The sequence below is a fragment of the Klebsiella sp. Lac1 genome (genome assembly GCF_009825425.1).
Taxonomy (GTDB): domain Bacteria; phylum Pseudomonadota; class Gammaproteobacteria; order Enterobacterales; family Enterobacteriaceae; genus Klebsiella; species Klebsiella electrica.
In genome coordinates this window covers 1,972,629-1,999,404 of sequence record NZ_VJZJ01000001.1, presented here as the reverse complement: position 1 = coordinate 1,999,404, position 26,776 = coordinate 1,972,629, and the positions used below count along the sequence as shown (strand labels likewise).

The following is a 26,776-nucleotide window of genomic DNA, read 5'->3' as shown; positions in this document are numbered from 1 at the left end:
CATATAACCGCCATTAACGGCGGTTTTTTATTTCCGGAGGATTGATGGCAATCATTCAGGATGCGATCACATCCCTGATGGGGGGAGATACGGTTGAAGACTGGCAAAGTCAGCTTCGACCATGCTCCTTCCGTGGCGTCCCCTTTGCCATCATCAGTGAAGAGGGGAGTCACGGACGCCGGCAGGCTGTACATGAATATCCTTATCGGGACACGGCATGGATAGAGGATATGGGGCGCGGAACCCGCCGTTTTGTTCTCAAGGGATTTCTGGTTCAGGATAGCCTAATTTATGGCGGTGGTGATGTTATTTCCCAGCGTCTGGCGCTAATTGCCGCATGCGAAACCAAAGGCAGCGGGACGCTAATTCACCCCACGCTGGGTGAGATGACTGTTTCAGTTCCTGAAAATGGGCTGACGCTCTCCGGCGATATGAAGAGTGGGCGTGTATTTGAATTCACGCTGATGGCGATCGAGTCCGGGTTAAAGGTTTTTGCTGTGACTGGCAGTAGTGCGGCAGGTAAAACCGTTCGCACGAATTATTTGAAACTGGTCAGCACAACAGTCTTCAGCACTATCGCGCGTATTAAGGGTGAAATTCGCGGTGTGACACAGGCAATAAAAACCATAAAGAGCACCATCGGCTTCTGGACGAATATGGTTGAAAGCACCACCAATGAGGTAACGAATATCAGTAGCGTGCTGAAATCCACGTTCGGCAATCAGCGATACGGTCGTTACAGCAAGGGAACGGTAGGTGGCTCGTCATCCGGGGCGACCGGCAGTGTGGATACGGCTGATACTGACGATTTTCAGTCGTTATCGGATCAGGTTGCTGCGCAATCCATTATGGACAGGCAGAGGATTACTGACACCGCTACCGGACTGAACAACTCCACCACCGTTGATGATTTTGTCCAGCGAACCGCTGATGTTATCAATGCCATTCTCAACTGTGCGGGCGGCATTAACGAGCGGATTTCGGCACTAGAAAAGCTGGCCAATGCAACCAGTACAGAGTATCAGAAGTCGAATGCCAGCGCAGAGATTGCTGAAACGGTCAATACCCTCATTATCGTTTTGTGCAGCGTAGCTATGGCAGCCGCGGCATCAGAATCCAACCCGACGAGCCGCGACGAAGCCGAACAGATCACCCGGCGCGTGGCCAACCAGCTCGATGCCGCCTTGCTGGTGGCGGGTGACCGGGGAGATGATGATCTTTACAGCGGGCTGCTGCAGGTCAGAACGTCATTTCTCGACACCATGAACACCCTTTCTGCGGGCCTGAGTGAGCTGATGCAGTTTAATTCGGCACAGCCTCTGCCTGCACTGACGCTGGCAAACCGGTTATATCAGAACGCCGGAAGGGCTGATGAGCTTATTCAGGAGTCGAATGTTCCTCACCCGGCATTTATGCCGACCTCAATGAAGGTATTACGACAATGAGCGACGATCAGGATGTGGTTCGGTTAACGGTCGGCAATAAAACTATTGAGGGCTGGGATGCGGTTCGTGTTACCAGAAGCATAGAGCGATTCCCATCCGATTTTAGTCTTGGGTTAATGGACTATTACCCAGGTACTAATGATAAGCAGCTGGTGCAGGAGGGGCAGTCCTGCGAAGTGCGTATCGGTAATGATCTGGTCCTGACGGGCTACGTTGACAACTGGGAGCCGTCAATTACACGGTCCAGACATGAAGTGCAAGCTAACGGGCGTAGCAAGTGCCAGGACCTGGTGGACTGCTCTGCAGAGTGGCCAAACAATGTCATCAACCAAAGTGATGCGCTGAGTATCGCTTCCCGTCTGGCTTCATGGTATGGCATCAGCGTTTCCTGCGATGTTAGTGATCTGGTTAATGTACCTCAGTTCACAATTAACTGGGGGGAGTCTCCGCAGGAAATAATTGAGCGAGTAACTCGCTGGTCTGCGCTGCTTTATTATGACCTTCCGGACGGTAACCTGCTTCTCACGCGAGTGGGAACCCGTCGAGCTGCCAGTGGTGTCGCAGAAGGGGAAAACATAGAGCAGGCGTACTACCGCGCTGATATGTCGGAAAGGTTTTCTGACTATGTTGGCATCTCGATGAGCGTTTCACCAATAGCTGGGTTTTCACCTGATACTGCTTATGACTCAGTAACTCTGGCTACCGCGCGTGATCCGGAAGCGGCAAAGATGCGCTATCGAAAGCGTATCGTTATCGTTGAAAGCACCCTGATGGCATCTCAGCAGGCACAGCGCGCGATTGACTGGGAGATGAACAGGCGTTATGGCCGCTCAAAGCAACTGAGCGTCACGATAGATAGCTGGCGGGATAAAGCCGGGAAGCTATGGGAGCCAAATACGCTGATTCCTGTAAATATTCCCACGCTAAAGCTGCCTAATACCGAGTTGCTGATTGCCGACGTAACGTTTATGCGCGACAGCGATGGCACCCATGCCAGGCTAACGCTAATGCCTCCAGAAGCGTTTGCCGTTCAGCCTTACGCTTTCTACCAACAACTTGCAGGATTCAACCAATGAGCAAGTTTAGCCATTTTGCTAACCGTATCGCCAGCATGCTGGGTGTGGGTCGAATTACTGCGATGAAAGATGATGGCGGAACGCAGTCAGTGCAGTATCAGACACCTCTGGAAGTTGCCAGCGCCCACAGGCTCGCAGAGTTTGGCTTTTCATCCGGTCTTCCTGCCGGTACTGATGTTGTACTCGCATTCCTGGGTGGCGATCGCTCTAATCCAGTGGTTATTGCAACCAACCATCAGGGATACCGGCATTCAGGACTAAAGTCAGGTGAGTCGGTGATGTATAACCAGTGGGGCCTGAATATCCTGCTGACGGAAGATGGAGTCTTCATTGATGCTAAGGGTAAAAACGTAGAGGTCAATAATGCCACTACCGTCACTATCAATGCTTCTGATTCCATCCTTGCCAACACGCCGATGTTCAAGTGCACCGGCGACATTGTAGACAACTGCAATTCAAACACCAAAACCGTAAAACAACTGCGTGACGCCTACAACATTCACGATCATGACGTGAAAGAGGTTCAGTCAGGTGAAAGCACTGTCACCAGTGAAAAAACCACAGAGAAGGTATCTGATGAGTGATATTTCATCCTTCTGGAATATTGATGAGATGCAGGCCGACTGGCAGGAAAATTTCGGCATTCTCACCTCTGACAATGATATGCATACCGCCGTGTTGATCAGCCTTTTTACCGATGGCCTTGCGCGCGCAGATGACCCATATGAAGGGACGGATCGCCGGGGATGGTGGGGCGATCTGGGAAATGAGAAAACAATCGGTTCACGTCTGTGGTTATTGCGGAGAGAAAAACTGACCCGCGACGTAGCTATGCGAGCAGAGCAATATGCTGAAGAAGCGCTGGCATGGATAAAAAGTGATGGAATCGCCAGGGAAATACAGGCGACCTCAGAAATCGTTTTTCCGAACAGGCTGAATCTTATCATCCGTTATCTTCCCCCGGACGGCGACTGGCAAGAATTCAAATTCTTCTGGTTATGGGAGCAACTGAACAATGCCATTTAAAAGAAAAACGCTTAGTGAGCTGAGAACAGAAAATCAACAGTTCATGCAGGCGGAGCTGGAGAAGGTCGGCTCTCTGCTCCGGTTCGGAAATTTGAAGGTGCTGGCGGATATGGATGCTGGCATGGCGCACTTGCATTATGCCTATCTGGATTATATTGCCCGACAATGCACCCCTTTTACATCGACAGATGAATGGCTTGCTGGATGGATGGCGCTTAAACAGGCCTACCGTAAAGCAGCTACCGCAGCTCGATCACCTGAAGCACAAATCAAAGGTACATCAGGGAGGACGTTAGATGCGGGTGCAGTAATTAATCGCGCGGATGGTTATCAGTACACTACTGATGCTGGTGTAACGATTGGCAGCTCTGGCACAGCAACAGTTGCTGTTACCGCCGTATTACCTGACATCACCGAGGATGTCACTGGAGGTGGCAGCCTGGGAAATGCTGATGCCGGTACTATCCTGACCCTTGATGCGAATGTGTCTGGCATTGAAAGCACGGTCACGCTCATTCAGCCAGCCACCGGCGGTGCTGATATTGAGGATGAAGAGGATTTTCGCCAGCGCGGACTTTTGTTGTTTCAAAATCCTCCGCAGGGTGGCAGCGATACTGATTATCGTACATGGGCTCTGGCCGTATCGGGCGTTACACGAGCATGGGTTCGCCGTAGAGGAATGGGCCCAGGAACCGTTGTGATTTACATCATGTGTGATGGCAACGACAAGACAAACCATGGGTTCCCGGTTGGTACGGATGGTATATCGCAGCTGGAAGAATGGGGCGGAGTGAAGGCTTCAGGCGATCAGGGAAGGGTAGCCGATTATATGTACCCACTTACCCCTGTCACCTCCCTGAATTACATCTGTTCGCCTACTGAGCGGGTTATTGATTTTGAAATAAGTGGTATCTCTGATGCGATTAGCACTACAACTGCTGCTATAGCTGACGCTATTGACAGCGTTTTGTTTGAATCTGCTGATCCTCTCGGAACAGGAAAAATCTATCTTTCAGACCTTAACCGTGCGATAGGGGATGTTTCTGGGACAGCTGGTTTTATTCTGGTTTCCCCATCTGCAAATATTGAGCCGGGAATAGGTGAGATGGCCGTTCGTGGAGAGGTGAACTATACATGAGCCTCTTCTCAACTGACGACTACCTTAAAGCGCTACAGGCTTTAATCCCCTCAGGAAGAGCCTGGACAAGAGATAAAAATGCAGTGCAGACGGCAGTGCTTCGAGCGCTGGCCAGGAGTTTTCAACGTAGTGATAATGATGCTCAGTCTCTTCTTAGTGGCGCTTTCCCTAAGACAGCCACCATCATGCTCACTGACTGGGAAAATACGCTTGGATTGCCTGATGATTGCTCCATTGGCGAGGTCGACACAATCGCCAAGCGACAAAACGCAATCGTCTCAAAATTAATCAGTACCGGTGGTCAGTCAAAAAGCTATTTCATCAGCATTGCAGCCGCGATGGGCTACACCATCGCCATTAAAGAATACAGACAGGCGCGCGCTGGATTATCTGTTTGCGGTGACGGTCTTAATGGCGATGACTGGCCATTCGTCTGGTTGGTAGAGGCCGAGGATACCACGATATCTTATGCACGGGTGGGCCTCAGTTATTGCGGGGATCCACTTCGCTCATGGGGGAATCGTCAGCTTGAGTGCCGTATAAATGCACTGGCGCCATCTTATACGCTGGTTAAGTTTGGTTATATTCTTTTCGGTTTTAATGATGAAGGCGTTTATGAAGTAACCCCTGAGTTTGCAACGATATTTGATATGGCATCGGGGAATATCTCTTTAAATTAAATCCTGAAGGTAAATATGAGAAAAGTTGGAAGTACAACAGATACCGCTGATGCTAATGGCGAATATACTAACGGTAATGTTGCTAATGGGGTATCGCCGACAATTATTAATGCCGAAATGCTTAACACATTTCAAAGGGAAATGGTTAACGTAGTCGAAGGGTTGGGATATGCACTAAACCCCGACGACGACTCGCAAATATTAAAGGCAATTGAAGATGTTACTACTGGCCGCCTAATTGATATAAAAGTTTTTTATGATAGTGGTACTTATACAAAATCAGAGGGAACAAAAAGTTTAGTAGTTGAAATGATTGCTGGCGGGGGAGGGTCTAAGTCTATCACTGCAGATAGCTCATCTACTGGTGGGTCTCAGCCGGGATGTAGCGGGCAGTATAATAAATCGCGGTTTGATGCTAAAGATGTTCCATCATCAGTAAGCGTCACTATAGGATCTGGTGGTGCTCCTGGCAATGACGGGGCGAAGTCATCATTTGGTAGCCTTGTTTCTGTAGCTGGTGGTAGCGCTGGAGCGAATGGAATGGCATCAGCTGGTGCGTTCATTTCTGGGAATGCCTACAGGTATACTGGATTAGTAAACACGTCAGAAGGTGTGGTGCTTGCCTCAAGTGGCGGGGAGGCGCAAACGCCACAAGTGATGCAGGTTTCAGCGGGAACAGCTACCGGTTTTATAGCTTACCTATCACAATTTCCTGGCGGTCAGTTCGGGAGAGGCGCAGACGGTCGATATGCTGGAGCTGGCACGACTGTTAACGGATTGGCTGGGAATAAAGGAATTTGTATTGTCTACGAGTTTAGTTAATTAAATTCTACCTTCATTTAAGAGTTAGCGATTAATCATCTTCATTTATTAAATATCATTCAGTGTGAATGATATTGTAATTATTATGTCATCAGCAAACAAATAACTGCTGGGTTGTTATTAACTACACGGAGCTTAGCTCCTGCCTGGAATTTATATGCCTCAAAGATATAACACAGGAAATTTACGTCCGTCTAACAGCATGAAAGATATTAACGATAATGCGTTAGCCTTTGATGACTATATGAATACTGAAAGCGATATATACATTGATCGCTTTGGGAATGCGAAAGACTCACTTTCTGGGACTGCAATAAAAATAACAGCAGCCGCAGGTGTTGCTGTAGAGGCCACACGACAGAACCTGATCCCCCTGAGCAAGCAATACATGACGATTGCCGACGCACAGGCAGATATTGCGAATATCCCGGAGGGGAGCACCACTTATGTGCGCAGCTCCGATGACGCGTATCTGGCTATTGAGTATATGAATGTCGCCGGTACGTTGGTTACCACAGGGAGAAAAATGCTCTCTGCGCTACCAACTGGCTATCAGGCTGCGACCGCAGTCAGCAGCAGCGCGGCAAACACTATCGCTATCACTATCCCTGGCTTGTTGGTGGATAGCAGTCTGATTTATTTTCTGTCACCGATCCTGAATACCGGCGCGGTCAATGTGACCGTTACTGACGCGAAAGGGAATACAGTTACTCGTGCCATCCAGAAGCAAAATTTTGCGGCACTCGCGGGTAATGAGCTGCTGCTGAATCAGCCGGTGCTGATGGAGTTTCGCACAGGCACGGCAAACAATTTCGTCCTGGTCGCATCCGGTCCGGTAGCGGCAGAGCTGAATTCACGCCTGCTGAGCGTCGAGCTGAACTCTGTTGCGATTGTTTCGGCAGTGGCAATGACGGCGGACGCGTATACAGGGACTACCGCCAACACCACATCATCACAGCTTCTGGTCACCGGGCGCGCATTTGTATTCACGCCCAGCGCGACCAACACCACGAGAACGCCGACGCTGTCACTGAACGGGTGGACGGCACGCACGATTAAACAGGCGAATGGCACCGCTCTTGCTGTGGGAGACCTGGCGGCAGGTTACCCATGTCTACTTATGTACAATGCCGCTTCTTCTGATTTTCGCATGATGACTTACCCGGCGGACAGGGCACGTATTCTCAACGCCTATACCAAAGGGATTGTGACGAGCGACACCAGTAGCCCGAACGCTATTTCCCTGACTATCCCCGGCCTGCTGGGTGACGGTACTCAGATTACGTTTGAACCTGTGGTGGCGAACACTGGCGCAACGACGCTGGTTATTACTGATCTGTACGGGAACTCTGTGACGCGTACCCTGCTGAAAGGGGCAAACACCGCGCTGACGGGAGGGGAACTTCAGGTAGCTAAACCCGTAACAGTTCAGTATCGCGGGTCTCCCGTTAACAACTTTAAGCTTCTGTATTCAGGCGATCCAACAACTGACATTATCAACCTGGGGAAAAGCGTAACCGCCCTGCAGGGAGCTGTAAGTGACCCTCTGGCATCATTAAAGGCAAAGCTGGTAACGTCTCCGTTCGGGAATATTTCGTTTTCAAACGGGGTCAAAACAGTCACCCCAAATCAGATTATCTGCACATCGATAGGTTCATCGATAGGCGTGGGTGCTGGTTCTAGTGATGGCTCGGTCTATGCGCCGAATGCGCAGTTCGTTGATCAACTGAAAAAACAACTAAAGTTTTTTGGTAATCTGGAAATTATCAATGATAACCAGTGTGTTCCGACTACGGCTATTTCACAGTTCTCAGCGCAGCTTGATGCTTCACCCTATGCGACCAGTGATTTTGTTTTAATTATTCCAGGAATGAATGACGCGCCAGTGGCTAATTTCAATGCGGGTGAAACATATACCGGTGCAGCCAATACGCTTGATGCAATCATTGATAAATGCCTGGCCCGAGGGGCTATTCCAATAGTCTGCACGTCGCCACATAATGATGTGACTAAAATAACGTACGCATTACCAACCGGCGTGGCATCGTCATATCCAATAAGGACATTTAATGTCACAACAAGTTTTGTATTTGATCCAGTAGCGAATACTATTACGCAGAATGCGTTTGCCAACGCGCAGTATGGCGGAAATATATTAAAGGCAGGATATTCATTAAAGGTAGGCTCCGGCCCTAACGTCGGAACATATACAATAGCCTCCATATCATCAGACAGAACCGTAGTGACTGTCAACGAACCCATTCCAGAAGCCAGTAGTGCGTCCGTTAATATTATGCAAGTCAACATGGATATGGAGCTTGTTCTTTTCCCGCCACCATCACAATCTGTTGTATCGCGAGACTGGACGGGGAGCGGAGTTGAGGTTTCTGGGGACGTGCGTTTCTGGATGGCAAACAACTCTTATCGCTCAAGTGCCAGAAACAAAAATGTGTACATCGCAGAGGGTGAAATATCGTTTATGCGTGCTGTTGAAACAGTGGGATGGTCAGGGGTTTACATTCTTGCTAACTACAACCATTTTAATGATTATGGTTATACCGCGATGGGCCAGCCTATCCGTGAGTGCGCAAACTTCTACGCCCAGCAAATATATCTTGGCAGGCAGGTAATTCAAAATTAACCGGAGTATGTATGTCGTTTAAACACTCACCCCTCATTCATGTTACACAAAACATCCCTGATGAAGCGTGGCTGACAATGTATGTCAAAGACATTATCAAAAAGCCATTTGGTATTGATGGAGAAGAGCGTTACTACGCACACCTTTGGGCGAAATGTTCAGATGGAAGTGATATTTACCATGGCATTTACATGGTAAACGTTGATTCGGATTCTGATATTTCAGGGGCAGAAGATGAAATCCAGTTACTGCCAGAGTTTAATCCCTTAACGAACTAATAAGAAGGTGCAAATGTCCTTTAAATTATCTGCGACAAAAACTGTTCAGATTCATTACCTCGGTGGATATCTCTGCGACAAGGATGTTGAAATAGATTTAATTTATACAGTGGAAATTGTCAGGCAGGATATTTCTGGCCTAGCGCTTCGCAGCGTAAAGATCGCGATGGCTAGGCTAAAATCATGGTTGGAGATTATCCGGTAACCTTTAGTTTCTCATCACCGGTGATGCTTCCAATTAGTAGAACATGTGTTTTTCAATAAACGTCCCGATGACTTTTTCGTGGATCTCTACTGAACGCGAGAAGCAGATTGTTTTACGAGCCAAGCGCTTAATGCGGGTGCGCAGCGTCAGGTTATTGCGCTCAATCCGTTGGGTGAATATTTTTCCGGTCAGATGCTTATCCTTCGGCACCTCCCGGCCATAGCTGCCCCAGTCGTCGCTGGTGATCATGCCGATGTTGAATGGCGTAAGCAGTGCCAGTAGTTCCCGGCAGGTTTCATCGGTACGGGGACCAAAAGTGTAGGCCAGTACACCCCCTGTTTTGGTGTTATACGCGTACCAGAGCCAGTGTTGCCGGGCTTTACTGCCAACGAAACTCCATTGCTCATCAAGTTCGCAGATAAGCGCCACATCAGCATGAGCAACGGGCGAAGACGTTATTCGCTTTGGCGTGAGTTTTTTAAAGTCCGGATGACGGTGTTAATGCCAATTTTCAGTGTTCTGGCGGTATCGCGAACCCCGGCGCCATTGAAGGCCATTTCAGTGATCAGCTCTTTAATGCCCGGCTTACGGGCCTCATAAGTGTAAGTGAGCTGAAAAACGCGGTGGCAGTCACGGCAGCGAAATCTGTCATGGCCTTTAGGGTTCTGACCATGGCGGTAGACCTGTGCAGACTGACAACGAGGACAATGAATGTTAACGCTGGCCATGAAAGAACCTCAAAAGCCCGCATTATACATCAGATTCAACTAATTAGAGGCATCACCTCATCACCTAACTCATTAGCAGGGCAGTAAATTTCAAAATTAATATAAAAAGTCATACTAATTACGCCTCATGTTTTTACTGAACTGCTTTTTTAATAGATGGAGAGAGGATATGGTCCTTGATAGTGATAATTTTATCATGGTTATAATGTTTTTTTTTGAAATGTTTTTAAAAATGAATGAAAGGGGGATTTTTTGTTGTCTATTTATTAAGTCCATTAGCCTCAGGCTCTTAACATGATCTTTAGATAGTTCTACAGCATGTTTTTCTAGAAACATAAGGTGTCCTTTATATGCCTTGCTGCTGGTAGATATTCTATTTTCTCCATGGTCAACATTGACAACATATGTTGAAGCAGAAACTCTAAACGAATTTCCATGTTTTTTTAGTAACCGGAACCATGCGTCGTAATCCTGCCATGCAGGAAGATTTTCATCAAAACCACCAATTTCCCTGAGGTATTTTGTTTTAGTGAAAATTTGATTGCCAATGTGGTTCCTAAATTTCATGTCATCAAAAGTTATTTCACCTGAGTAGGATGGTCCATTCTTTAAAGTTTTTCCATCTGAAAATGTATGATTTGCAGATATTATATGCCGACTGTTAACACAGGCTTCATGAATAAAAGTAGAAATTCTATCTTCAGTAAACTGATCGTCATCATCTAGACCTGTTATATATTCACCACTGGCGACTGAGATACAACGGTTTCTGGCGTTGCAAGCACCCATGGGTGATTCATTTTTGATGTAAATAATAGGGAATGGGGATGATTTTTTTAAATCATCAACAGTGCTTCCTGTATTATCCGTTGAACCGTCATCGCAAATTAATATTTCGATATTTCTATAAGACTGAAAAAATATGCTCAATACTGCTTTTTTTAACAAGTTAGCTCGATTATGCGTGGGGATATACACAGAAACCAGAGGCTCACAGTTGTTTGTTTTTTCCATTTCTCAACTCCTAGCAATGTTTTGAAATAAATAATATATAACAAAATTTCTTTTGCAAGTAGTTTCTAAATCATGTGTTTTTTTGGGTGGGGGGGGATAAATCAAAAAATGTTTTTATTGATAATTTTTTTGTTTTGTTATGTGCACGTTTCGATGGGGGTTTCCTCGTAATGATGATTGGCTACGTGAGTGGACGACCAGCAACAAAAATGCCAAGTGACTCTGGTCAAAGTGTGCTGTGGCGACCGCAGGTAAGAGATGTGCTGGTGGTCTGGAAACAGGACCGGCTGGGCCGCAGCGTGCGTGATCTGATTACGCTCGTATCGGAGTTGCAGGCGCGTGGGGTGAATTTCTGCAGCCTGACCGACAGCATCGATACCAGTACGCCAGCAGGTCGCTTTTTCTTCCACGTTATGAGCGCCCTGGCGGAGATGGAGCGCGAGTTAATAGTGGAGCGTACCCGAGCCGGTTTAGCCGCAGCGAGGGAGCAGGGGAGAGTGGGCGGACGCCGCCGGGTAATGACCACTGAAGTTGTGGAGCGATGCCGCAGGATGTTGGGTATGGGCGCAATCCGGCAGCAGGTGGCCGATGTGATAGGGGTGGGAGTGAAGACGATCTACAAATACTTTCCTGCTGCCGTCCGCGATCAAGGATTCCTGCCCTTCCCTTGATATGTAACATTTGAGATAATAAGTTATTACGGTTTTGAAAACAGTTTGGTTTGTTCGTGAACGGTAAGAAAACAATAAGTTTTGAGCAATTTTTAACTATTAACAGCAATCTTGTTTCCATCTCAGATACATGGGCTGACTTGTGGGCGTTAATTTTTCACACGGGTTTAAGCGCTGGAAGGCTGCTGAGTATTCGATATGATGATATTGATGGTGGCTTGATACTGATACGAAAACAGGGTCACCTGAAGGAGCTACGTGTTGAATCAACCCCTCCAGTGGAGGCGATGATTGCTCGTAGAAGAGAACGCTATCCAGAAGATGTTTTTTTATTTCAGAGTCATTCTAACCGTGTGAAGTACCAACGCCGGCCGGTCACTATAATTGCTTTCAACGCCGCTTTACGTCTCGCCGCTAGATCATTACCAGACGTTAACGTAAGCAGTCGTAGCGCGAGAAACATACCGGACTAAGCGCCTGTCCAGTAGCGTGTGGCCGATGTGACAGGCGTGGGGGTGAAGACTATTTACAAATATTTGCCAGTACAATACGGCGATAAAAAATCCCCTTGAGCAGGCACACTCAAGGGGAAAATACTACATAACATCATTGCTGTGTGCGTCTTCGCACACGCCTATCTTCCAAGAAGACGCCCAAAGCTTCCAGATATTTCTGGTCTGAGCAGTTAAAACATTGTGTCTGTGGCCTATGTGCTCGGAGGGGGTGAAGACGATTTATAAAGATTTCCCGGATAGCATACTGCATGAGGCTGGGTGAGGATTTGATGTAAAAACCCACCCGGCAGCCGTATACAAGACCTGCCGAGTAGGGTAACTGCAGGTGTTCATGCCGTACAGTCGGGGCGCACTATACCCATAACTCAACACACAAACTAGTCGTCAGCCGTCTCCCAAGCGTCTTTTAGAGTGGTCTCTACAAATTCTTTGGCGATTTCTTTATCAGTCGCCCACAAAACGCTCAGTCCATCATTACTGGCCGTTTTCACGATCACTTCAACGTCGTCATATTGCTTGCTGATTCGACGGGTCATTTCGTCTTTCAAGGCCTCCATTGACCCCTTTGGCATTTTCGCGGCTTTCTCTTTGGCAATGCTGATTTCTACACGCATGATAATCACCTTTGTGCTGGTTGAATATACAGTATTCAGCGAGAGGTGATTACTAGTCAAATGGATTGTTTAGGTTTGTGAGTACATAATTAAGTACATATTTTAGGTAATTATTAATTAATTTTATTTTAAATCAGTTGGTTATAATTTTATTCAAGTAATCTTCAGCGTAATCGCCGACCAGCATCAGAATTTTTTTGCTCATCATGAGTGTTCCTCAGGGAATAAAGATGACTAAGGTATAGTCCAGCGGCGAAGGGAATGCGAACGGCAAGTGGCGTTGTGAGTGCTGATTCTGCGATGTTGTCATCTGTGACCAGAAACGACTTTTGTAGAACATAAAGTGGTTGCGCTACCTGCGGTCAGGAAGTGCGTAAAGAGGTATCGGGAAATCCTTCCGGTTCAGCGATCATCGCTGGCGCGAAATTGTATCCGACCCACCTGCAGCAGGAGAGCAGAATGATGTAGCTTTAGCAAATGGCTCCTTCTTCTGCTCCTGGAATACAGGCAGTAAGATTTAATGGCTACGTCAGAAATTGCAATATTATGCCGCTACTGTAGCTGTTCTCTGGCAAATTGACTGCCTGATAATGATATAAACGGTTTTATATCTACTTCAGAGAATTTTTAAAGTAAATATAGAAAACCCTCAAAGAACGTGATTAATATTAATGCAGGGAATATTACTCTTCAAAGAGTTGATTGTTTGATGAAAGTCACATTTGTATGCAGAGGTTTTCATCAATAGACAGATGACATTACTATTTTGCGCAAAGGGTTTGCCATGCCTGAAAACACGATCACCCCCTCTGATTTAAAAACTATTCTTCATTCTAAACGCGCTAATATTTATTACCTCGAAAAATGTCGTGTACAGGTGAACGGCGGTCGGGTGGAGTATGTCACCCAGGAGGGCAAAGAATCTTTCTACTGGAACATCCCCATTGCTAATACGACTGCGGTGATGTTGGGTATGGGGACCTCTGTTACGCAAATGGCGATGCGGGAGTTTGCTCGCGCCGGGGTGATGGTTGGGTTTTGCGGAACGGATGGCACGCCGCTTTATTCGGCTAACGAAGTGGATATTGATGTCTCATGGCTCTGCCCGCAAAGCGAATATCGTCCAACAGGGTATTTGCAAAACTGGGTGTCATTCTGGTTTGACGAAGCAAAGCGACTGCAGGCGGCAAAAACATTTCAGTTTATTCGGTTACAGCAAATTGAAAAACAGTGGTCAGGGCTGCGGATGCAGCGCGAAACCTCGTTTCAGTCAGATATGGACGTATTGCAGGCCATTCTTGAGCGCGCGCGGCAGGGGATGGAAAGCGCCAACGACCATACCTCATTGATGCTTCAGGAAGCGCAACTGACAAAATCGCTCTACAAACTGGCAAGCCAGACGGTCGGTTACGGTAACTTTACCCGTGCCAAACGGGGCGGCGGTGTTGATACGGCAAACCGGTTTCTCGATCAGGGCAACTATCTGGCCTACGGGCTGGCCGCTGTCGCGGCCTGGGTTACCGGCATTCCCCACGGTCTGGCTGTGATGCATGGCAAAACCCGCCGTGGCGGTCTGGTCTTTGATATTGCTGATTTAATAAAAGACGCCCTGGTGTTGCCGCAGGCATTTATCGCCGCGATGGAAGGGGAAGACAATCAAATGTTTCGTCAGCGCTGTATCAACGTTTTCCAGCAGGCCGATGCGCTGGACGTGATGATCGCCACGCTACAGGAGACCTCCCTGTCACTCGCTAAGGTGGCCCCATGAATATCCTGATCATCTCCCGCTGTACGAAAAAGGCGCGTGAAGAAAGCTGTCGGATTATCGACCAGTTTGCTGAGCGAACGGGAGATGCCGCCTGGCAGACGGCGATCACCCTTGATGGCGTCAACACGCTCAGAAAACTTCTGCGTAAAACTGCCCGACGCAATACGGCTGTTGCCTGTCACTGGCTTAAAAAAAACGGGCAAACAGAGTTACTGTGGATTGTCGGTAATATTCGTCGTTTTAACGCGCAGGGCCGCGCGCCCACCAACCGTACCACGCTCGATGTGCTAAAGAACGGCGCGGAGCATCGCTGGAACAGTGCCGAGAGTATTGCGTTGCTGGCCGCTATCGCCGGGCTGTTTCACGATTTTGGTAAGGCCGGGATGTGCTTCCAGCAGACGCTGCGCGGAGAAAGTCAGCATGTCTGTCAACCGTACCGCCACGAGTGGATCTCTGTTCGCCTGTTTCAGGCGTTCGTCGGCGAACGGACCGATGAACAGTGGCTGGGGCGGCTTGGGCAGCTCAACGCCTCTGACGAAAAGGAGATGCTAAAAGCAGTGAAGATGGATTCGCCGACATGGACGTGTAGCCCGCTCAGCACCTTACCTCCTCTGGCGAAAGTGGTCGGATGGCTAATGTTGTCGCACCATCGGCTGCCGCAGTCACTCTCAGCGCAACCCCAGTTAATGTATTGCGAGGGCTGGATCGAGCGGCAGCTGAACGCCGACTGGAACTCGCTTAATCACACATCTACTGGCAAGCATCAATGGAAAGATCGCGACTTTAAAAACGTCTGGAAATTCCCCCACGGTACGCCGCTGAAAAGTAAAACATGGCGCGAGAAAGCCCGGCAAATTGGCAAGCGCATCAGGAATCTGCCGGGATTATTGCACTATGGCTCCCTGGATAATCTCTTCACTCTGCACCTTGCGCGTCTGTCACTGATGCTGGCCGATCACGTTTACTCATCTCAGCCCGCGTATGCGGGATGGCAGGATGAAGCTATTCAGACCTGGGCAAACAGCGACCGTCAGACCCGACAGCTCAAACAAAAACTTGACGAGCACAATATTGGCGTCGCGCATCATGCGTTACTGCTGGGGCGTTCTCTTCCCGCTTTACGGCGCACATTGCCAGCCATTGCCCGGCATAAAACGTTCCGGGAAAGGGCGAAAGATGCACGCTTTCTCTGGCAAAACAAGGCCTGGGACGTGGCCTTGTCCCTGCGCGACAAAAGTGTCGAGCAGGGCTTTTTCGGTATCAATATGGCGTCTACCGGGTGCGGTAAAACCTTTGCCAATGCGCGCATTATGTATGCGCTGTCTGATGAGCAGGAAGGGTGTCGCTTCAGCGTGGCGCTGGGACTACGTTCGCTGACGTTGCAGACCGGGCAGGCTTTGCAGTCGCGCCTGGGGCTGGATGACGATACGCTGGCCGTGGTGACCGGTTCTGCCGCGGTGCGAGAACTTTACCAGGGGAGCGACGGGGAAGATACCAACAGCGCAAGCGACGAGGCGTTTTTCGCCTGCCACCATTATGTTCATTATGAAGGCGCCACGGATAGCGGCATCGCCCGGCAGTGGCTTGCGCAAGAACCGGCGCTCAATCGGCTGGTTAGCGCGCCGGTGCTGGTGACCACCATCGACCATCTGATGCCTGCAACAGAAGGCGTGCGCGGCGGCAGGCAGATCCCCGCTATGCTACGTCTGCTGACCAGCGATCTGGTACTTGATGAGCCAGATGACTTCGATATTGATGATTTGCACGCGCTGTGTCGTCTGGTGAACTGGGCGGGAATGCTGGGCTCACGTGTGCTTCTCTCATCCGCGACATTGCCCCCCGCATTGACGGAAGCCCTGTTTGAAGCCTACCGGGAAGGGCGCAAGGCCTGGCAGGCAGCGTGCGGCGTATCTGACAGGCCGGTAAACATCTGCTGCGCCTGGTTTGATGAGTATGGCGCTCAGTCTCACGATGTGGCAGACGAAGCCCTGTTTCGTCAGGCGCACGGCAAGTTTGTAACTCAGCGCGTTAAACGTTTGCCGGAAAAACCCTGCCTTCGTCTGGGGAAACTGGCGATCGTGGTGCTGCATTCAGCTGGCAATTCAGGCATTGTTTCGGCGGTTGCGAACACGCTGCACCAGCAAATACAGGTGCTTCATCAGCACCACAACACGCATAAAAATGGTAAAACCGTTTCGTTTGGCCTCGTCCGGCTTGCCAATATCAATCCGCTGGTCGCGATAGCCCAAACGCTAATGGAAATACCCTCGCCAGAAAATTACCGCATTCATTATTGCGTTTATCACAGCCAGCACCCGCTTGCGGTCCGCGCGTTGATTGAAAAACGTCTGGATGGTGCGTTTACCCGCCATGATCCGCAGGCGATTTGGCAGTTACCCGAAGTGCAACAGGCGCTCGCTATGCCGGAGCAAAACCACCTTTTTGTGGTGCTCGGCACCTCTGTTTTAGAAGTCGGCCGGGATTTTGATGCCGATTGGGGGATCGCTGAACCAAGCTCCATGCGTTCGCTTATTCAGTTTGCCGGGCGTATTCAGCGCCACCGTCAGCACGTTCCTGTGCGCGAGAACCTGGTGATTCTGGAACGCAACGTGCGAGCCCTTCAGGGTAAAACGGTGGCCTATTGCCGGCCGGGGTTTGAAACCGAAAAGCATCTGCTTCCTCACCACGATATGCATGATCTGCTCAGTGAAGAGGACTACCGGACGATCGATGCTGTGCCACGCATTGCTGAGGGCATACCTGGAAACAGACTTGCGGCGCTGGAGCATACCCGGTTGCGCGCCGCGTTGCTCGATGGGGGCGATAAACAGGAGGCGATTGCCGCATCCTGGTGGCGGCTACCGCTGACGTGGAGTGGTGAACTTCAGCGCCGCACGCCGTTTCGCCGGTCTTCACCGCAGGCCTCTTTCTTTCTGAGTATGGAAGAGGACGATGACGAGCCCGAGTTTTGCCTGATGCAGGAAAACGGCGGGTTAAAACCAGCCGGACGGTTTCGCTGGCAGGCCTTGACCCTCGCCGATGGTGTACAGCCGTGGTTCGGCGTGGATTATGCACAGGTGCTGCTTGCGTTGGCCGAGTCGAAGCAGATGGAGCTTGCTGCTGTGTCGCGACGCTTTGGGGAGATAACGCTAAGGGTGGCTAAAGAAGAGGAGACAGAAGAGTGGCTATATCACCCGGTGCTGGGTGTGTTTCGCGCCCTCTGAAAGAGGGCGCGAACTGCTTGTGCAGCAGTTTACAGGATTGAGTCCAATCCTAAGTGTCATATTTCTAAGCTACCTGAGCGGCAGTGCGAGTAAAGACTACCTGTGCAAAACAGAAGCGTCAATAAAACCTATTTTGCTAAGTATCATAGGATTGATTTTTGTTGTGCCGCAGTTTTATTATGTAGGCACACTTTAAAAAGGTCTTAAGCTCATGAAGAAGCCAAACGTAATGTGGTGTTCGATTATGCTGATTGTTTACCCTTTTCTCACTAAAGAGATACTTGTTCATCAGTCACTTAGCCTTAACGCACCTTCTCAGGTATTCAATTCATTTATAACAATCGTAAAGCCATAAAGTAATCAGCTAAAGGAGAGGGTGATGGATGAAGGGGCTTTGATAGCGGCGCTTCGAAATTATATTGCCGGACGACGGCAAGCAAAGCTGGAAGCATTCGATAAAGCAGCCGCAAAGCGCAGCGATGCAGATAGCGCGACGCTTGCGGCAGAACACCGGGAACTGGAGCTTCGCTATGAACCGAAAGCATGGCTGACGGATGCAGCAAAGCGAGCCGGGCAGATTAACCTCGTGACCCATGCGGCGAAATTTACCCACGGGGATTCAAAAAGTAGCAGTATCTTCAGCGAGGCCGTGGCGCAGGAAGGTTATCTGAGCAGCGCGGCGATGTCAGGTCTGGAACCGGATGCGGTTGGCAACGCAGCGGCGCTGGATGTGGCGAAACTGCTGCAAATGCGTATTGAAAACGGTGATTCTCTTCTTGCCTCTCTGAAGCGCGGCGATCGCAGCCCTCTGGCTGCTTTTACCGACGATGCCGCTGAACTGGCTGAGTGGGTTTCAGGGTTTACCCGCGCATTTACGCCGGGAGAACCGGCTTCCCACAAACTGGCGAAGCAGGGCTATTTCCCTGTGGGGGACGATTATCATCTTTTAAGCCCGCTCTTTGCCACCTCACTTGCCCATGCTGTGCACCAGAGAATGATCGCCTTAAGATTTGGCGATGACGTTAAGGCTATCTGGAAAGCACGCCGTGAGAAAACCTGGCACCCTACACCGCTTACGTTATTCCCGGATTCAGCGGAAATGCATTTTGGCGGCACGAAGCCGCAGAATATTTCGTATCTCAATAGCGTCCGTGGCGGGCGTACCTGGCTGCTTTCCTGCCAGCCGCCGCAGTGGAAAAGGGCGGAAAAAAAACCAACGAATTTACGCTCGGTGTTCACTTTTGGCGGCCAGTTTGACCGACGCGCCAACGGCAAACTGCAGTTGCTGGTGTCATTGCTGACAAAAACCGGTGGTTATACCAGTTTTCGTATTCGTGAAGCATGCGATGAATATATCGACGCGCTGATCGATCTGCTGTTTGATGTGGTGTCTGACCTCCAGCGTGAGACGTGGCAAAACTGGACGCTCGACTGCCCTGAACTGAAGGCACACCAGCAGCTCTGGCTCGATCCGTGGCGGACAAAAACCGACGAAGCGTTTCGTCTGGAGCGAGATAAAGATGACTGGCAGGCAAAGGTGGCGGAAGATTTCGCCCTCTGGCTGAACGCGCGTCTGCGTAAGGCGCTGCCTGACGTTGGCGCTGTGGAAAAACATGAGTGGGAAACCCGCGAACGTTTACGCACCAACCTGCGTGAGATGGAAAAAATCATTCAGGAGGCGCTGAAATGAGTTCGCTAATCCTTCTTCGCCGTATAAAAGTGGAAAATGCCAATGCGGTGGCTGGCCTGACGTACGGTTTTCCCGCTATCACCCATTTCCTGGGTTTTGCGCATGCGTTGTCGCGCAGGCTGACGCAAACCCAGGGGCTGCGAATCGACGGGTGCGCAGTGGTCAGCCACGAGCATCAGATCCACGCCCATACATCGGGCCGCGATTATCAATTTGCCCTTACCCGCAACCCTCTTACGCGTGAAGCCAAAACCGCCTCTTTTAACGAAGAGGGGCGTATGCATCTGACGGTATCGCTTCTTCTCGAATGCCACGGTGAAATCCCAAATGGTGAATACGGCCAGCGTGAGCTTGCAGATTATCTGGCGCAGGTGTGTCCGACGTTCAGGCTGGCAGGCGGGATAATCGTCTCCATTGAAGGCATTTCCGTCATGCCGATGCCGGCAACCGGGCGCGAAATGTATCGTCTGCAGTGGCAGCTGATGCCGGGTTTTGCGTTGCGCGATCGCAGCAGCTGGCTTTGCGAACATCACCAGATGCTTCTGGAAAACGATCCTGCCGCCACGCTGCTTGATGCATGGCTCGACTTTGCCGCGCTGAAAATACAGGCCGAAACCCCGGAAGATAAAGGCATTCAGGAAGGCGATCCTGCGGCGTGGCAGTATGTTCCCAAACCTAAGCCCGGCTTTCTGGTTCCCCTCATGACCGGGTACCAGCGGATCTCCGAACTCTATGCCCCTGGGGTAGTGGTTAATGCTCGCGATGCGCAGACGCCGTTTGCGTTCACGGAAGCGGTTTACGCGATTGGCGAATGGTGCGGGCTGCACCGGATCCAATCACTGGATGATATTTTCTGGCGTTATCACACGACAGAAACAGGCTACTACTGCCAGGGCGCGGGCGCGCCGTTGGCACCAGAACATCTCAAATAAGGACTGACCATATGGCAAAGGCTCCAACTGCCGTTAAAACGGCTTCTGTACTGGCATTTGAACGCAAACTGGCCACCTCGGATGCGGTGATGTACTCTGGGCGTTGGCAGGGAAATGAGTGGCAGCCCGTTCGTGTTCAGGAAAAAGCGGTGCGTGGCACAATCTCTAACCGCCTGAAAAATGCGCTCACCAGCGATCCGGCGAAGCTGGATGCTGAGATCCAGAAAGCGAACCTGCAGCGGGTGGATGTGGCGGCGCTCTCCGCGGAAGCAGATACCCTGCTGGTTAAGTTTTCCCTGCGCGTGCTGGGGAATTTGTCCACCCCCTCTGTGTGTAACGACCGTGATTATCAGGATGCGCTTCGGCAGGTGATCGATGGTTATATCCGCGAAAATGGTTTTGCCGAACTGGCACGCCGCTATGCCACCAATCTGGCTAACGGGCGCTTTTTATGGCGTAACCGCGTAGGCGCTGAAAAAATTGTTGTTAAGGTCACTGGCAGCAAGGAATGGACGTTTGACGCGCACGAATATGGTTTACGTGATTTTTCTGCCAGCGATAAGTCGCTCGACGAACTGGCCCGGGAAATTGAAAAAGGCCTCAGCGGAGAAGGATTTGTCCTCCTCAATGTAGAAGCACAGGTGTTCCTGGGCGCGGGGCAAGAGGTTTTCCCATCGCAGGAGCTGGTGCTGGACAGTAACAGCAGCAAAAGCCGCCTGTTATATCAGGTAGATGATATCGCGGGCATGCACTCGCAGAAGATTGGCAATGCGCTTCGCACTATCGATACCTGGCATCCTGAGGCTGACGAACTTGGCGCGATAGCCGTTGAGCCATATGGTTCTGTCACCAGTCGCGGCGTGGCCTGTCGTCAGCCGAGAGAGAAAATGGATTTTTACACTCTCCTCGATAACTGGGTCACCAAAGGGCAGACGCCGGACAAAAAGCAGCAGCACTACGTTATGGCTGTATTGATCCGCGGCGGCGTGTTCGGCGAGAAGAGCGAGTAAGGAGTTGTTATGGATCACTATCTGGAGATCCGCGTGCTACCTGACCCGGAGTTCAGTGAGGAGATGCTGATGGCGGCACTGGTTGCCAGGCTGCATCGCGCTCTGGGGAGGCGAGGAAAGGGCGATATTGGCGTGAGCTTTCCGTCACATCATATCAAGCCCGGCGCTGTCTTGCGTCTGCACGGCCAACACCGGGCCTTAAATGAACTTGAGTCAACGGGATGGCGAAAAGGGCTGAATGATTACTGCCTGTGTTCGCAGGTACAGCCCGTGCCGGAGGCGGCAAGCTGGCGCTGCGTCAGCCGCGTTCAGGTAAAAAGCAGCCCGGAGCGGCTTTTACGACGCTCGGTCAGAAAGGGGTGGTTAACCGAAGAAGAGGCGCAGAAACGCATGGCGACGATGGAAGAAGAACGGACTGATTTGCCGTGGCTGAGTTTGCGCAGCCTCTCTTCGGGCCAATCGTTCCGGCTGTTTATTCGTCATGGCGATTTACTCCCGACACCCGTTGCGGGACTGTTTTCAACCTATGGGCTAAGCGCGACCGCCACCGTTCCCTGGTTTTGAGACACAAAACCGCATCTGCTCTCAGGATGCGGTTTTTTCTGCCAGACGGGTATCAAAAACAAAAGGGTACTGCTGAACGGAGGCGAGCGCCTGATGAAACGCAGGATGCAACGGGTTAAGAATTGCGTTGTTTTCATAAGGGATGATGCAGGAAGGCAGTACTAACGCCAGCGCGCTGGTGGCCTGTAACCAGCCAGTCCCTAAATCCATGGTGGATACCGGAGCCGGGTTTTCCTGCCAGTCTTCGGGTAACCAGTGTTGATCCAGATATTCAATCTGGTCATCTGGAATGTCGATACTGAAAAGCTGGTACTGATTAAGCACCGCGTCTTTTTTAACGTGCACCAGTATTTCGAGTGAGGCCAGCGAGATGGACGCGGACACATATACGGCAGGATGGCCCTTATGATTCCAGCGGCCGCCATACTGGTTTGCCCCGCTTCCACTCCAGGCCTCGCTGGCGTACCGCCCCATCACCAGGCGATAAAAAATCATGCAAACACTCCGTGCTCCAGGCGGCCAATTAAATCGGTTACCTCAAGTGCGCCGGTCTCAGTTGCAATGAGATCGACCGGAGCAACATTGCCCAGCCCACGTACCGGGGATTGTAGCCAGTTCCAGGCTTCATCTTTGCTGCCGAAATAATCAACGGCGGCGTCGAGCACCCGAACGAAGCGTGCTACCCGCTCACTTTCATCGGGAGTGAGGGTTCGCCCCGCACTTTTGCGACGAGCAACGTTGCGCTCATTAATGCCCGTTACGCGAAGAATGTCCGCTTTAGACATCTCGGTCCATTCATGAATATTATCGAGTACGCTGACCGGTAGCCCCTGATTGAGAAATTCGATCAGCCGTATTCCCCGATTTGCAGGCAAACCGGCATAGCGCCAGAGCGCGTTGTCAGCAGGCTTCTGCTCGGGAACCCATGTTCTCATTTTTCATCTCCTGCTTTCTGTCATTTGTCATGGTTAAGTATAGTCATTTGTCTGGTATTTGGCAGGGCGATTTTTTGACGAGTCGTACATCCCTGGCAGATGCCGGAGACCCTTTTTTAATGTTTATTTCTAATTGTTTGATTTTAAATATTATTTTTTACAGGCTGAAAAAAGGGGGTGAAGCGTAATTATATGAGGTTATTTCGTGAAATCAGTAAATTATGGAGATATTATGTCAGTGCACTGCCGTACAGGCAGCTTAGAAAAGGACCTGTGAAGAGGTGGTGTTAGCGGTGGTGTGCACTGCCGTACAGGCAGCTTAGAAAGGGATCCCGTTTTCCCGGTACACCTGCTCCATGTGCACTGCCGTACAGGCAGCTTAGAAACGTAACGTCCGGTGATTCCGGCACTGGTATTGGTGCACTGCCGTACAGGCAGCTTAGAAAATGCTGGCGCTTATTGCTGCCGGGGCCTCATCGTGCACTGCCGTACAGGCAGCTTAGAAAGGTAATGGCCGGCATCCCACTGAGCAGACGTGGTGCACTGCCGTACAGGCAGCTTAGAAAGGGAAAGCCCCGTTCGCGATGTAGCCATTAAAGTGCACTGCCGTACAGGCAGCTTAGAAAATCGCCGGGAAGGCTGAGGGGTGAACTCCATCGTGCACTGCCGTACAGGCAGCTTAGAAATACGATGGTCACCACGCCGAACTCCGGCATTCGTGCACTGCCGTACAGGCAGCTTAGAAATGTGAAAGTGATGACTGAAAAAGCGGCTGGTGGTGCACTGCCGTACAGGCAGCTTAGAAATGCACCGCGCCGCTACCGGCATTAAGGTTAACGTGCACTGCCGTACAGGCAGCTTAGAAATGCATATTGACCACAGGGGCGGCGGTACCAGTGTGCACTGCCGTACAGGCAGCTTAGAAATAAGCCAAACATCCCCCCGGTGGCCTTCTCCGGTGCACTGCCGTACAGGCAGCTTAGAAAATATCCAGCCCGGTACCTGATGATGTGCCTCCGTGCACTGCCGTACAGGCAGCTTAGAAAAGCAGGCGGCATATGCGCAGGGGTAAATATGAGTGCACTGCCGTACAGGCAGCTTAGAAATTCGAGATAAACCTCTGAGCCTTTCCGTAAATGTGCACTGCCGTACAGGCAGCTTAGAAAACTCAGCACACCACCCATCACCCTTACCGCGATGTGCACTGCCGTACAGGCAGCTTAGAAATTGTGCAAACGTACGAACGCGTACCTATTATCGTGCACTGCCGTACAGGCAGCTTAGAAAAAAACCATTTCAGGAGGCAACCATGACTAATCGTGCACTGCCGTACAGGCAGCTTAGAAATCGTGTTCCTTGTTGACGGCTTCCAGCATGCCGTGCACTGCCGTGCAGGCAGCTTAGAAATGACATGTCCTGAACAATTTCAAAGACCTGATGTAGGGGCAAAAAACTACGGGCGTCAAAAAAACCGGCAACCCTTATCAGGACACAATCTCACTGCTGTTTTTAAACCGTGTCGGGACTTACTGAGATAAAGTGATTTGAACAGTTCAGTATCTGAAAGAGTATCGAATAACGATTCGCTCATCGTCGGTTCTGAATGAACTTAAATGCCGTGGAACAGGCTGGAATTCTATGGGGTTTACCAGAAAGAGAACGTATGAAAACTTCACACCGTTCGATAACCGACAGACTGTTGCTGATGTCTGCGGAATAAAGAATGGTGCGTCCGAGTGGACTCGAACCACCGACCCCCACCATGTCAAGGTGGTGCTCTAACCAACTGAGCTACGGACGCATTATGGTGCGTTTAATTGGACTCGAACCAACGACCCCCACCATGTCAAGGTGGTGCTCTAACCAACTGAGCTATAAACGCATTATGGTGCGTTCAATTGGACTCGAACCAACGACCCCCACCATGTCAAGGTGGTGCTCTAACCAACTGAGCTATGAACGCAATGTTGTGGTGACAACGGGGACGCATATTAGCGATCGGATGGGGTTGTGGCAAGAGGCAAACGTCACTTTTCTTTCAGATTGTACGCGATTGCGGAAGTTTTACGCATATTGCTTATATTTTACTGATGATAAAGGATATTTCTTATCCAACTGCCTTTGTCGCGCTGCGGCGTCGTTCCTGACGCAGGGCGAAGAGGGGCCTGGAGAAGCTGCCGGGAGAGAGAACAGGTGATTCGTCAGGCGAACGGCGCAAGAGGCGTCGCAGACGCTTGTGCCGCAACAGAGGGATTATTTGAAAATAAGGCGAAGGGTAAAAAGCGCGCAGAGGACTAACAGGATCAGAATAAGCTCAAAACGATAGCGCTGCAGCATAGTGGCCTCCTGAAATAAAACCGGCGCTGTAGCAGCGCCGGTTTATGATTAACCTGACTTACCGGAAATATTAAGCAGCCGGTTGTGCAGCAGGTTTAGCGGCGTGGTGTTTAGCAGCTTTGTGGTGTTTTTTCGCAGCCTGAGCTTTCTGCGCTACTGGTTTAGCAGCAGCTTTGTGATGTTTTTTCGCAGCCTGGGCTTTCTGAGCTACTGGTTTAGTTGCAGCTTTGTGGTGTTTTTTCGCAGCCTGGGCTTTCTGCTCTGCGGCTGGTTTAGCAGCGGCTTTGTGGTGTTTTTTCGCAGCCTGGGCTTTCTGTTCAGCGGCTGGTTTAGCAGCGGCTTTGTGGTGTTTTTTCGCAGCCTGAGCTTTCTGTTCAGCGGCTGGTTTAGCAGCGGTTTTGTGCTGTTTCTTATGATGCACGGTTTTGGCAGTGGTGCTGTGAGTTGCAGCAGCCGGAGCCTGAGTGGTGCTTACTGCGTCAGCAGCGAAAGCAGCAGAAGACAGACCCATAGCAGCGGCAACGACCAGAGCTAATACTTTTTTCATTCTGATATCCTCGAAATTGTTTCTTCAGTTAACCCCACTGCGGGGCTGTTGAAGTCACTATAAGTATTTCTTTCCCAGGCTTCAGTGAGTGTTTGGTATCGGCAAGTAACGGAATGTACAACGGCTGTGGCGGGCGAAAAACAGGAGGCTCCGCTGACGACGGAATACGCGTCGGCGGAGGGAAGGGACGGTTAGCGACGCGGAGTCCGGGACAACGCCGTGAGCAGCGCCGGGCGGGTCATTGGTACGCAATAGGCGGGCTGGCCGCGTTCAAAACGCCATCCTTCGGACAGCGGTCCGGCATCAACGGTGTCAAAACCAAACGCCTCGTACAGCGCGGCGGCTATCGCTTTCCCTTCTTCACTATCGCCTGCCAGCGGCAGCGCCCGACGATTTTCCGCGCCTGCGGGCAGTCCATCGCTTTCCAGTTGGGTCATAGGAATCGCGTTAAACGCTTTGGTGACGGTGGCGGCAGGCAGGATTTGAGCGAGTAATTCGCTGGTAGTGATATCTCCTGACTCCAGCGCCTCAACCGGGCCGTCACGTTCGGGATAATAATTCACTGCATCAATGACATGTTTATCTTTAATTGCGGCGACCGGCAGTGAGTGGATGGCGCTGAGCGGCACGGCAATGACCACCACCTCGCCAAATTCGGCAGCGTCATTTGCGCTGCCGACCTGGCTACCAATCATCGGACCCAGGCTGAACAGAGTCTGTGGTCCCCGCGAGTTACTCAACATGACATCGTGACCGGCGGCAAGCGCCAGCTTCGCCACAGACCGGCCAACGAATCCGGCACCGATTATACCAATCTTCATTTTCAACTCCTTACGAATGATCAGGGTGTGGCGATAAATTTAATTCCATCTGTACAGAAGATAAATCGTAAGATAGTGGAATGATAAACAACTCA

25 protein-coding genes, 3 tRNA genes and 1 CRISPR repeat array are annotated in these 26,776 nt (G+C 50.5%); of the genes, 18 read left to right on the top strand and 10 right to left on the bottom strand.

Going from position 1 to position 26,776, the window contains the following annotated elements:
* The first annotated feature begins 44 nt into the window (after window positions 1-44).
* From FNY10_RS09630 to FNY10_RS09585, 10 genes are all read left to right on the top strand, one after another.
* On the top strand, window positions 45-1,445 hold the full coding sequence (locus FNY10_RS09630; RefSeq protein ID WP_160704722.1) for a DNA circularization N-terminal domain-containing protein: 1,401 nt from the start codon (window positions 45-47) through the stop codon (window positions 1,443-1,445).
* Window positions 1,442-2,521, top strand: coding sequence for a phage baseplate assembly protein (locus FNY10_RS09625; protein WP_160704724.1), 1,080 nt, complete (start codon window positions 1,442-1,444; stop codon window positions 2,519-2,521). Before FNY10_RS09630 ends, FNY10_RS09625 begins: the two co-directional genes overlap by 4 nt.
* Window positions 2,518-3,105 carry a phage baseplate assembly protein domain-containing protein gene (locus tag FNY10_RS09620; protein ID WP_227699361.1) on the top strand — a complete coding sequence of 196 codons (588 nt, stop codon included), beginning with the start codon at window positions 2,518-2,520 and terminating at the stop codon, window positions 3,103-3,105. The genes FNY10_RS09625 and FNY10_RS09620 overlap by 4 nt, the downstream gene beginning before the upstream one ends.
* A complete protein-coding gene (locus FNY10_RS09615) occupies window positions 3,098-3,547 on the top strand; it encodes a phage GP46 family protein (RefSeq protein ID WP_048294792.1) in 450 nt (149 codons plus the stop codon). Before FNY10_RS09620 ends, FNY10_RS09615 begins: the two co-directional genes overlap by 8 nt.
* On the top strand, window positions 3,537-4,685 hold the full coding sequence (locus FNY10_RS09610) for a baseplate J/gp47 family protein (RefSeq protein WP_160704726.1): 1,149 nt from the start codon (window positions 3,537-3,539) through the stop codon (window positions 4,683-4,685). The genes FNY10_RS09615 and FNY10_RS09610 overlap by 11 nt, the downstream gene beginning before the upstream one ends.
* Window positions 4,682-5,365, top strand: coding sequence for a YmfQ family protein (locus FNY10_RS09605; protein ID WP_160704728.1), 684 nt, complete (start codon window positions 4,682-4,684; stop codon window positions 5,363-5,365). Before FNY10_RS09610 ends, FNY10_RS09605 begins: the two co-directional genes overlap by 4 nt.
* A 15-nt stretch (window positions 5,366-5,380) precedes the next feature.
* On the top strand, window positions 5,381-6,187 hold the full coding sequence (locus FNY10_RS09600; protein WP_160704730.1) for a phage tail protein: 807 nt from the start codon (window positions 5,381-5,383) through the stop codon (window positions 6,185-6,187).
* 157 nt (window positions 6,188-6,344) lie between these two features.
* Window positions 6,345-8,828 carry a hypothetical protein gene (locus tag FNY10_RS26870; protein WP_227699360.1) on the top strand — a complete coding sequence of 828 codons (2,484 nt, stop codon included), beginning with the start codon at window positions 6,345-6,347 and terminating at the stop codon, window positions 8,826-8,828.
* An 11-nt stretch (window positions 8,829-8,839) separates the two neighbouring features.
* Window positions 8,840-9,106: a hypothetical protein gene (locus FNY10_RS09590; RefSeq protein ID WP_160704732.1), complete on the top strand. Its 267-nt coding sequence runs from the start codon at window positions 8,840-8,842 to the stop codon at window positions 9,104-9,106.
* Window positions 9,107-9,119: 13 nt separating this feature from the next.
* On the top strand, window positions 9,120-9,311 hold the full coding sequence (locus FNY10_RS09585; protein ID WP_160704734.1) for a hypothetical protein: 192 nt from the start codon (window positions 9,120-9,122) through the stop codon (window positions 9,309-9,311).
* 33 nt (window positions 9,312-9,344) lie between these two features.
* Here FNY10_RS09585 and FNY10_RS09580 read toward each other — a convergent pair.
* Both FNY10_RS09580 and FNY10_RS09575 read right to left on the bottom strand, forming a co-directional pair.
* Window positions 9,345-10,039, bottom strand: a protein-coding gene (locus FNY10_RS09580; protein WP_087786203.1) for an IS1-like element IS1N family transposase whose coding sequence is annotated in 2 segments (ribosomal slippage) — window positions 9,345-9,793 and window positions 9,793-10,039 — 696 coding nt in all. Because the reading frame shifts where the segments join, the coding sequence is not laid out codon by codon here.
* Between the two features lie 114 nt (window positions 10,040-10,153).
* A complete protein-coding gene (locus FNY10_RS09575) occupies window positions 10,154-11,053 on the bottom strand; it encodes a glycosyltransferase (protein WP_160704736.1) in 900 nt (299 codons plus the stop codon).
* Window positions 11,054-11,127: 74 nt separating this feature from the next.
* On the opposite strand from FNY10_RS09575, the gene FNY10_RS09570 reads away from it, so the two are divergent.
* Window positions 11,128-11,724: a recombinase family protein gene (locus FNY10_RS09570; protein WP_416309047.1), complete on the top strand. Its 597-nt coding sequence runs from the start codon at window positions 11,128-11,130 to the stop codon at window positions 11,722-11,724.
* Window positions 11,725-11,774: 50 nt separating this feature from the next.
* Entirely contained in the window at window positions 11,775-12,197 is a 423-nt protein-coding gene (locus FNY10_RS26865; RefSeq protein WP_073554459.1) for a hypothetical protein, read from the top strand.
* Window positions 12,198-12,616: 419 nt separating this feature from the next.
* Here the strand turns inward: FNY10_RS26865 and FNY10_RS09565 are convergent, their stop codons facing one another.
* Window positions 12,617-12,853 (bottom strand): DinI-like family protein, encoded by a 237-nt coding sequence (locus FNY10_RS09565; RefSeq protein WP_160704738.1) that lies wholly within the window; start codon window positions 12,851-12,853, stop codon window positions 12,617-12,619.
* Between the two features lie 784 nt (window positions 12,854-13,637).
* Between FNY10_RS09565 and cas1f the strand changes: the two genes are divergently transcribed.
* The 6 genes from cas1f to cas6f all read left to right on the top strand — a co-directional run bounded on the left by cas1f (window position 13,638) and on the right by cas6f (window position 22,041).
* On the top strand, window positions 13,638-14,621 hold the full coding sequence (gene cas1f / locus FNY10_RS09560) for a type I-F CRISPR-associated endonuclease Cas1f (RefSeq protein ID WP_141964467.1): 984 nt from the start codon (window positions 13,638-13,640) through the stop codon (window positions 14,619-14,621).
* Window positions 14,618-17,845: a type I-F CRISPR-associated helicase Cas3f gene (cas3f, locus tag FNY10_RS09555; RefSeq protein WP_160704740.1), complete on the top strand. Its 3,228-nt coding sequence runs from the start codon at window positions 14,618-14,620 to the stop codon at window positions 17,843-17,845. The genes cas1f and cas3f overlap by 4 nt, the downstream gene beginning before the upstream one ends.
* 379 nt (window positions 17,846-18,224) lie before the next feature.
* Window positions 18,225-19,535, top strand: coding sequence for a type I-F CRISPR-associated protein Csy1 (gene csy1 / locus FNY10_RS09550; protein ID WP_160704742.1), 1,311 nt, complete (start codon window positions 18,225-18,227; stop codon window positions 19,533-19,535).
* On the top strand, window positions 19,532-20,467 hold the full coding sequence (gene csy2 / locus FNY10_RS09545) for a type I-F CRISPR-associated protein Csy2 (RefSeq protein ID WP_160704744.1): 936 nt from the start codon (window positions 19,532-19,534) through the stop codon (window positions 20,465-20,467). Before csy1 ends, csy2 begins: the two co-directional genes overlap by 4 nt.
* Window positions 20,468-20,478: 11 nt before the next feature.
* A complete protein-coding gene (gene csy3 / locus FNY10_RS09540; protein WP_131047979.1) occupies window positions 20,479-21,477 on the top strand; it encodes a type I-F CRISPR-associated protein Csy3 in 999 nt (332 codons plus the stop codon).
* Between the two features lie 9 nt (window positions 21,478-21,486).
* Entirely contained in the window at window positions 21,487-22,041 is a 555-nt protein-coding gene (cas6f, locus tag FNY10_RS09535) for a type I-F CRISPR-associated endoribonuclease Cas6/Csy4 (RefSeq protein WP_160704746.1), read from the top strand.
* A 21-nt stretch (window positions 22,042-22,062) separates the two neighbouring features.
* Here cas6f and FNY10_RS09530 read toward each other — a convergent pair whose 3' ends face one another.
* The 7 genes from FNY10_RS09530 to FNY10_RS09500 all read right to left on the bottom strand — a co-directional run bounded on the left by FNY10_RS09530 (window position 22,063) and on the right by FNY10_RS09500 (window position 26,681).
* Window positions 22,063-22,536 (bottom strand): RES family NAD+ phosphorylase, encoded by a 474-nt coding sequence (locus FNY10_RS09530; protein WP_131047981.1) that lies wholly within the window; start codon window positions 22,534-22,536, stop codon window positions 22,063-22,065.
* A complete protein-coding gene (locus FNY10_RS09525; protein WP_160704748.1) occupies window positions 22,533-22,976 on the bottom strand; it encodes an antitoxin Xre/MbcA/ParS toxin-binding domain-containing protein in 444 nt (147 codons plus the stop codon). The genes FNY10_RS09530 and FNY10_RS09525 overlap by 4 nt, the downstream gene beginning before the upstream one ends.
* Before the next feature lie 238 nt (window positions 22,977-23,214).
* Window positions 23,215-24,383: direct repeats of the CRISPR family, unit length 28 nt; unit sequence GTGCACTGCCGTACAGGCAGCTTAGAAA.
* Between the two features lie 317 nt (window positions 24,384-24,700).
* Window positions 24,701-24,777, bottom strand: a tRNA-Val gene (locus FNY10_RS09520).
* A 4-nt stretch (window positions 24,778-24,781) separates the two neighbouring features.
* A tRNA-Val gene (locus FNY10_RS09515) sits at window positions 24,782-24,858 on the bottom strand.
* A 4-nt stretch (window positions 24,859-24,862) separates the two neighbouring features.
* Window positions 24,863-24,939, bottom strand: a tRNA-Val gene (locus FNY10_RS09510).
* A gap of 444 nt (window positions 24,940-25,383) precedes the next feature.
* Window positions 25,384-25,860, bottom strand: a complete 477-nt coding sequence (gene asr / locus FNY10_RS09505; RefSeq protein WP_141964474.1) for an acid resistance repetitive basic protein Asr — start codon at window positions 25,858-25,860, stop codon at window positions 25,384-25,386.
* 191 nt (window positions 25,861-26,051) lie between these two features.
* A complete protein-coding gene (locus FNY10_RS09500; RefSeq protein ID WP_131047984.1) occupies window positions 26,052-26,681 on the bottom strand; it encodes an NADPH-dependent F420 reductase in 630 nt (209 codons plus the stop codon).
* Window positions 26,682-26,776 lie beyond the last annotated feature (95 nt).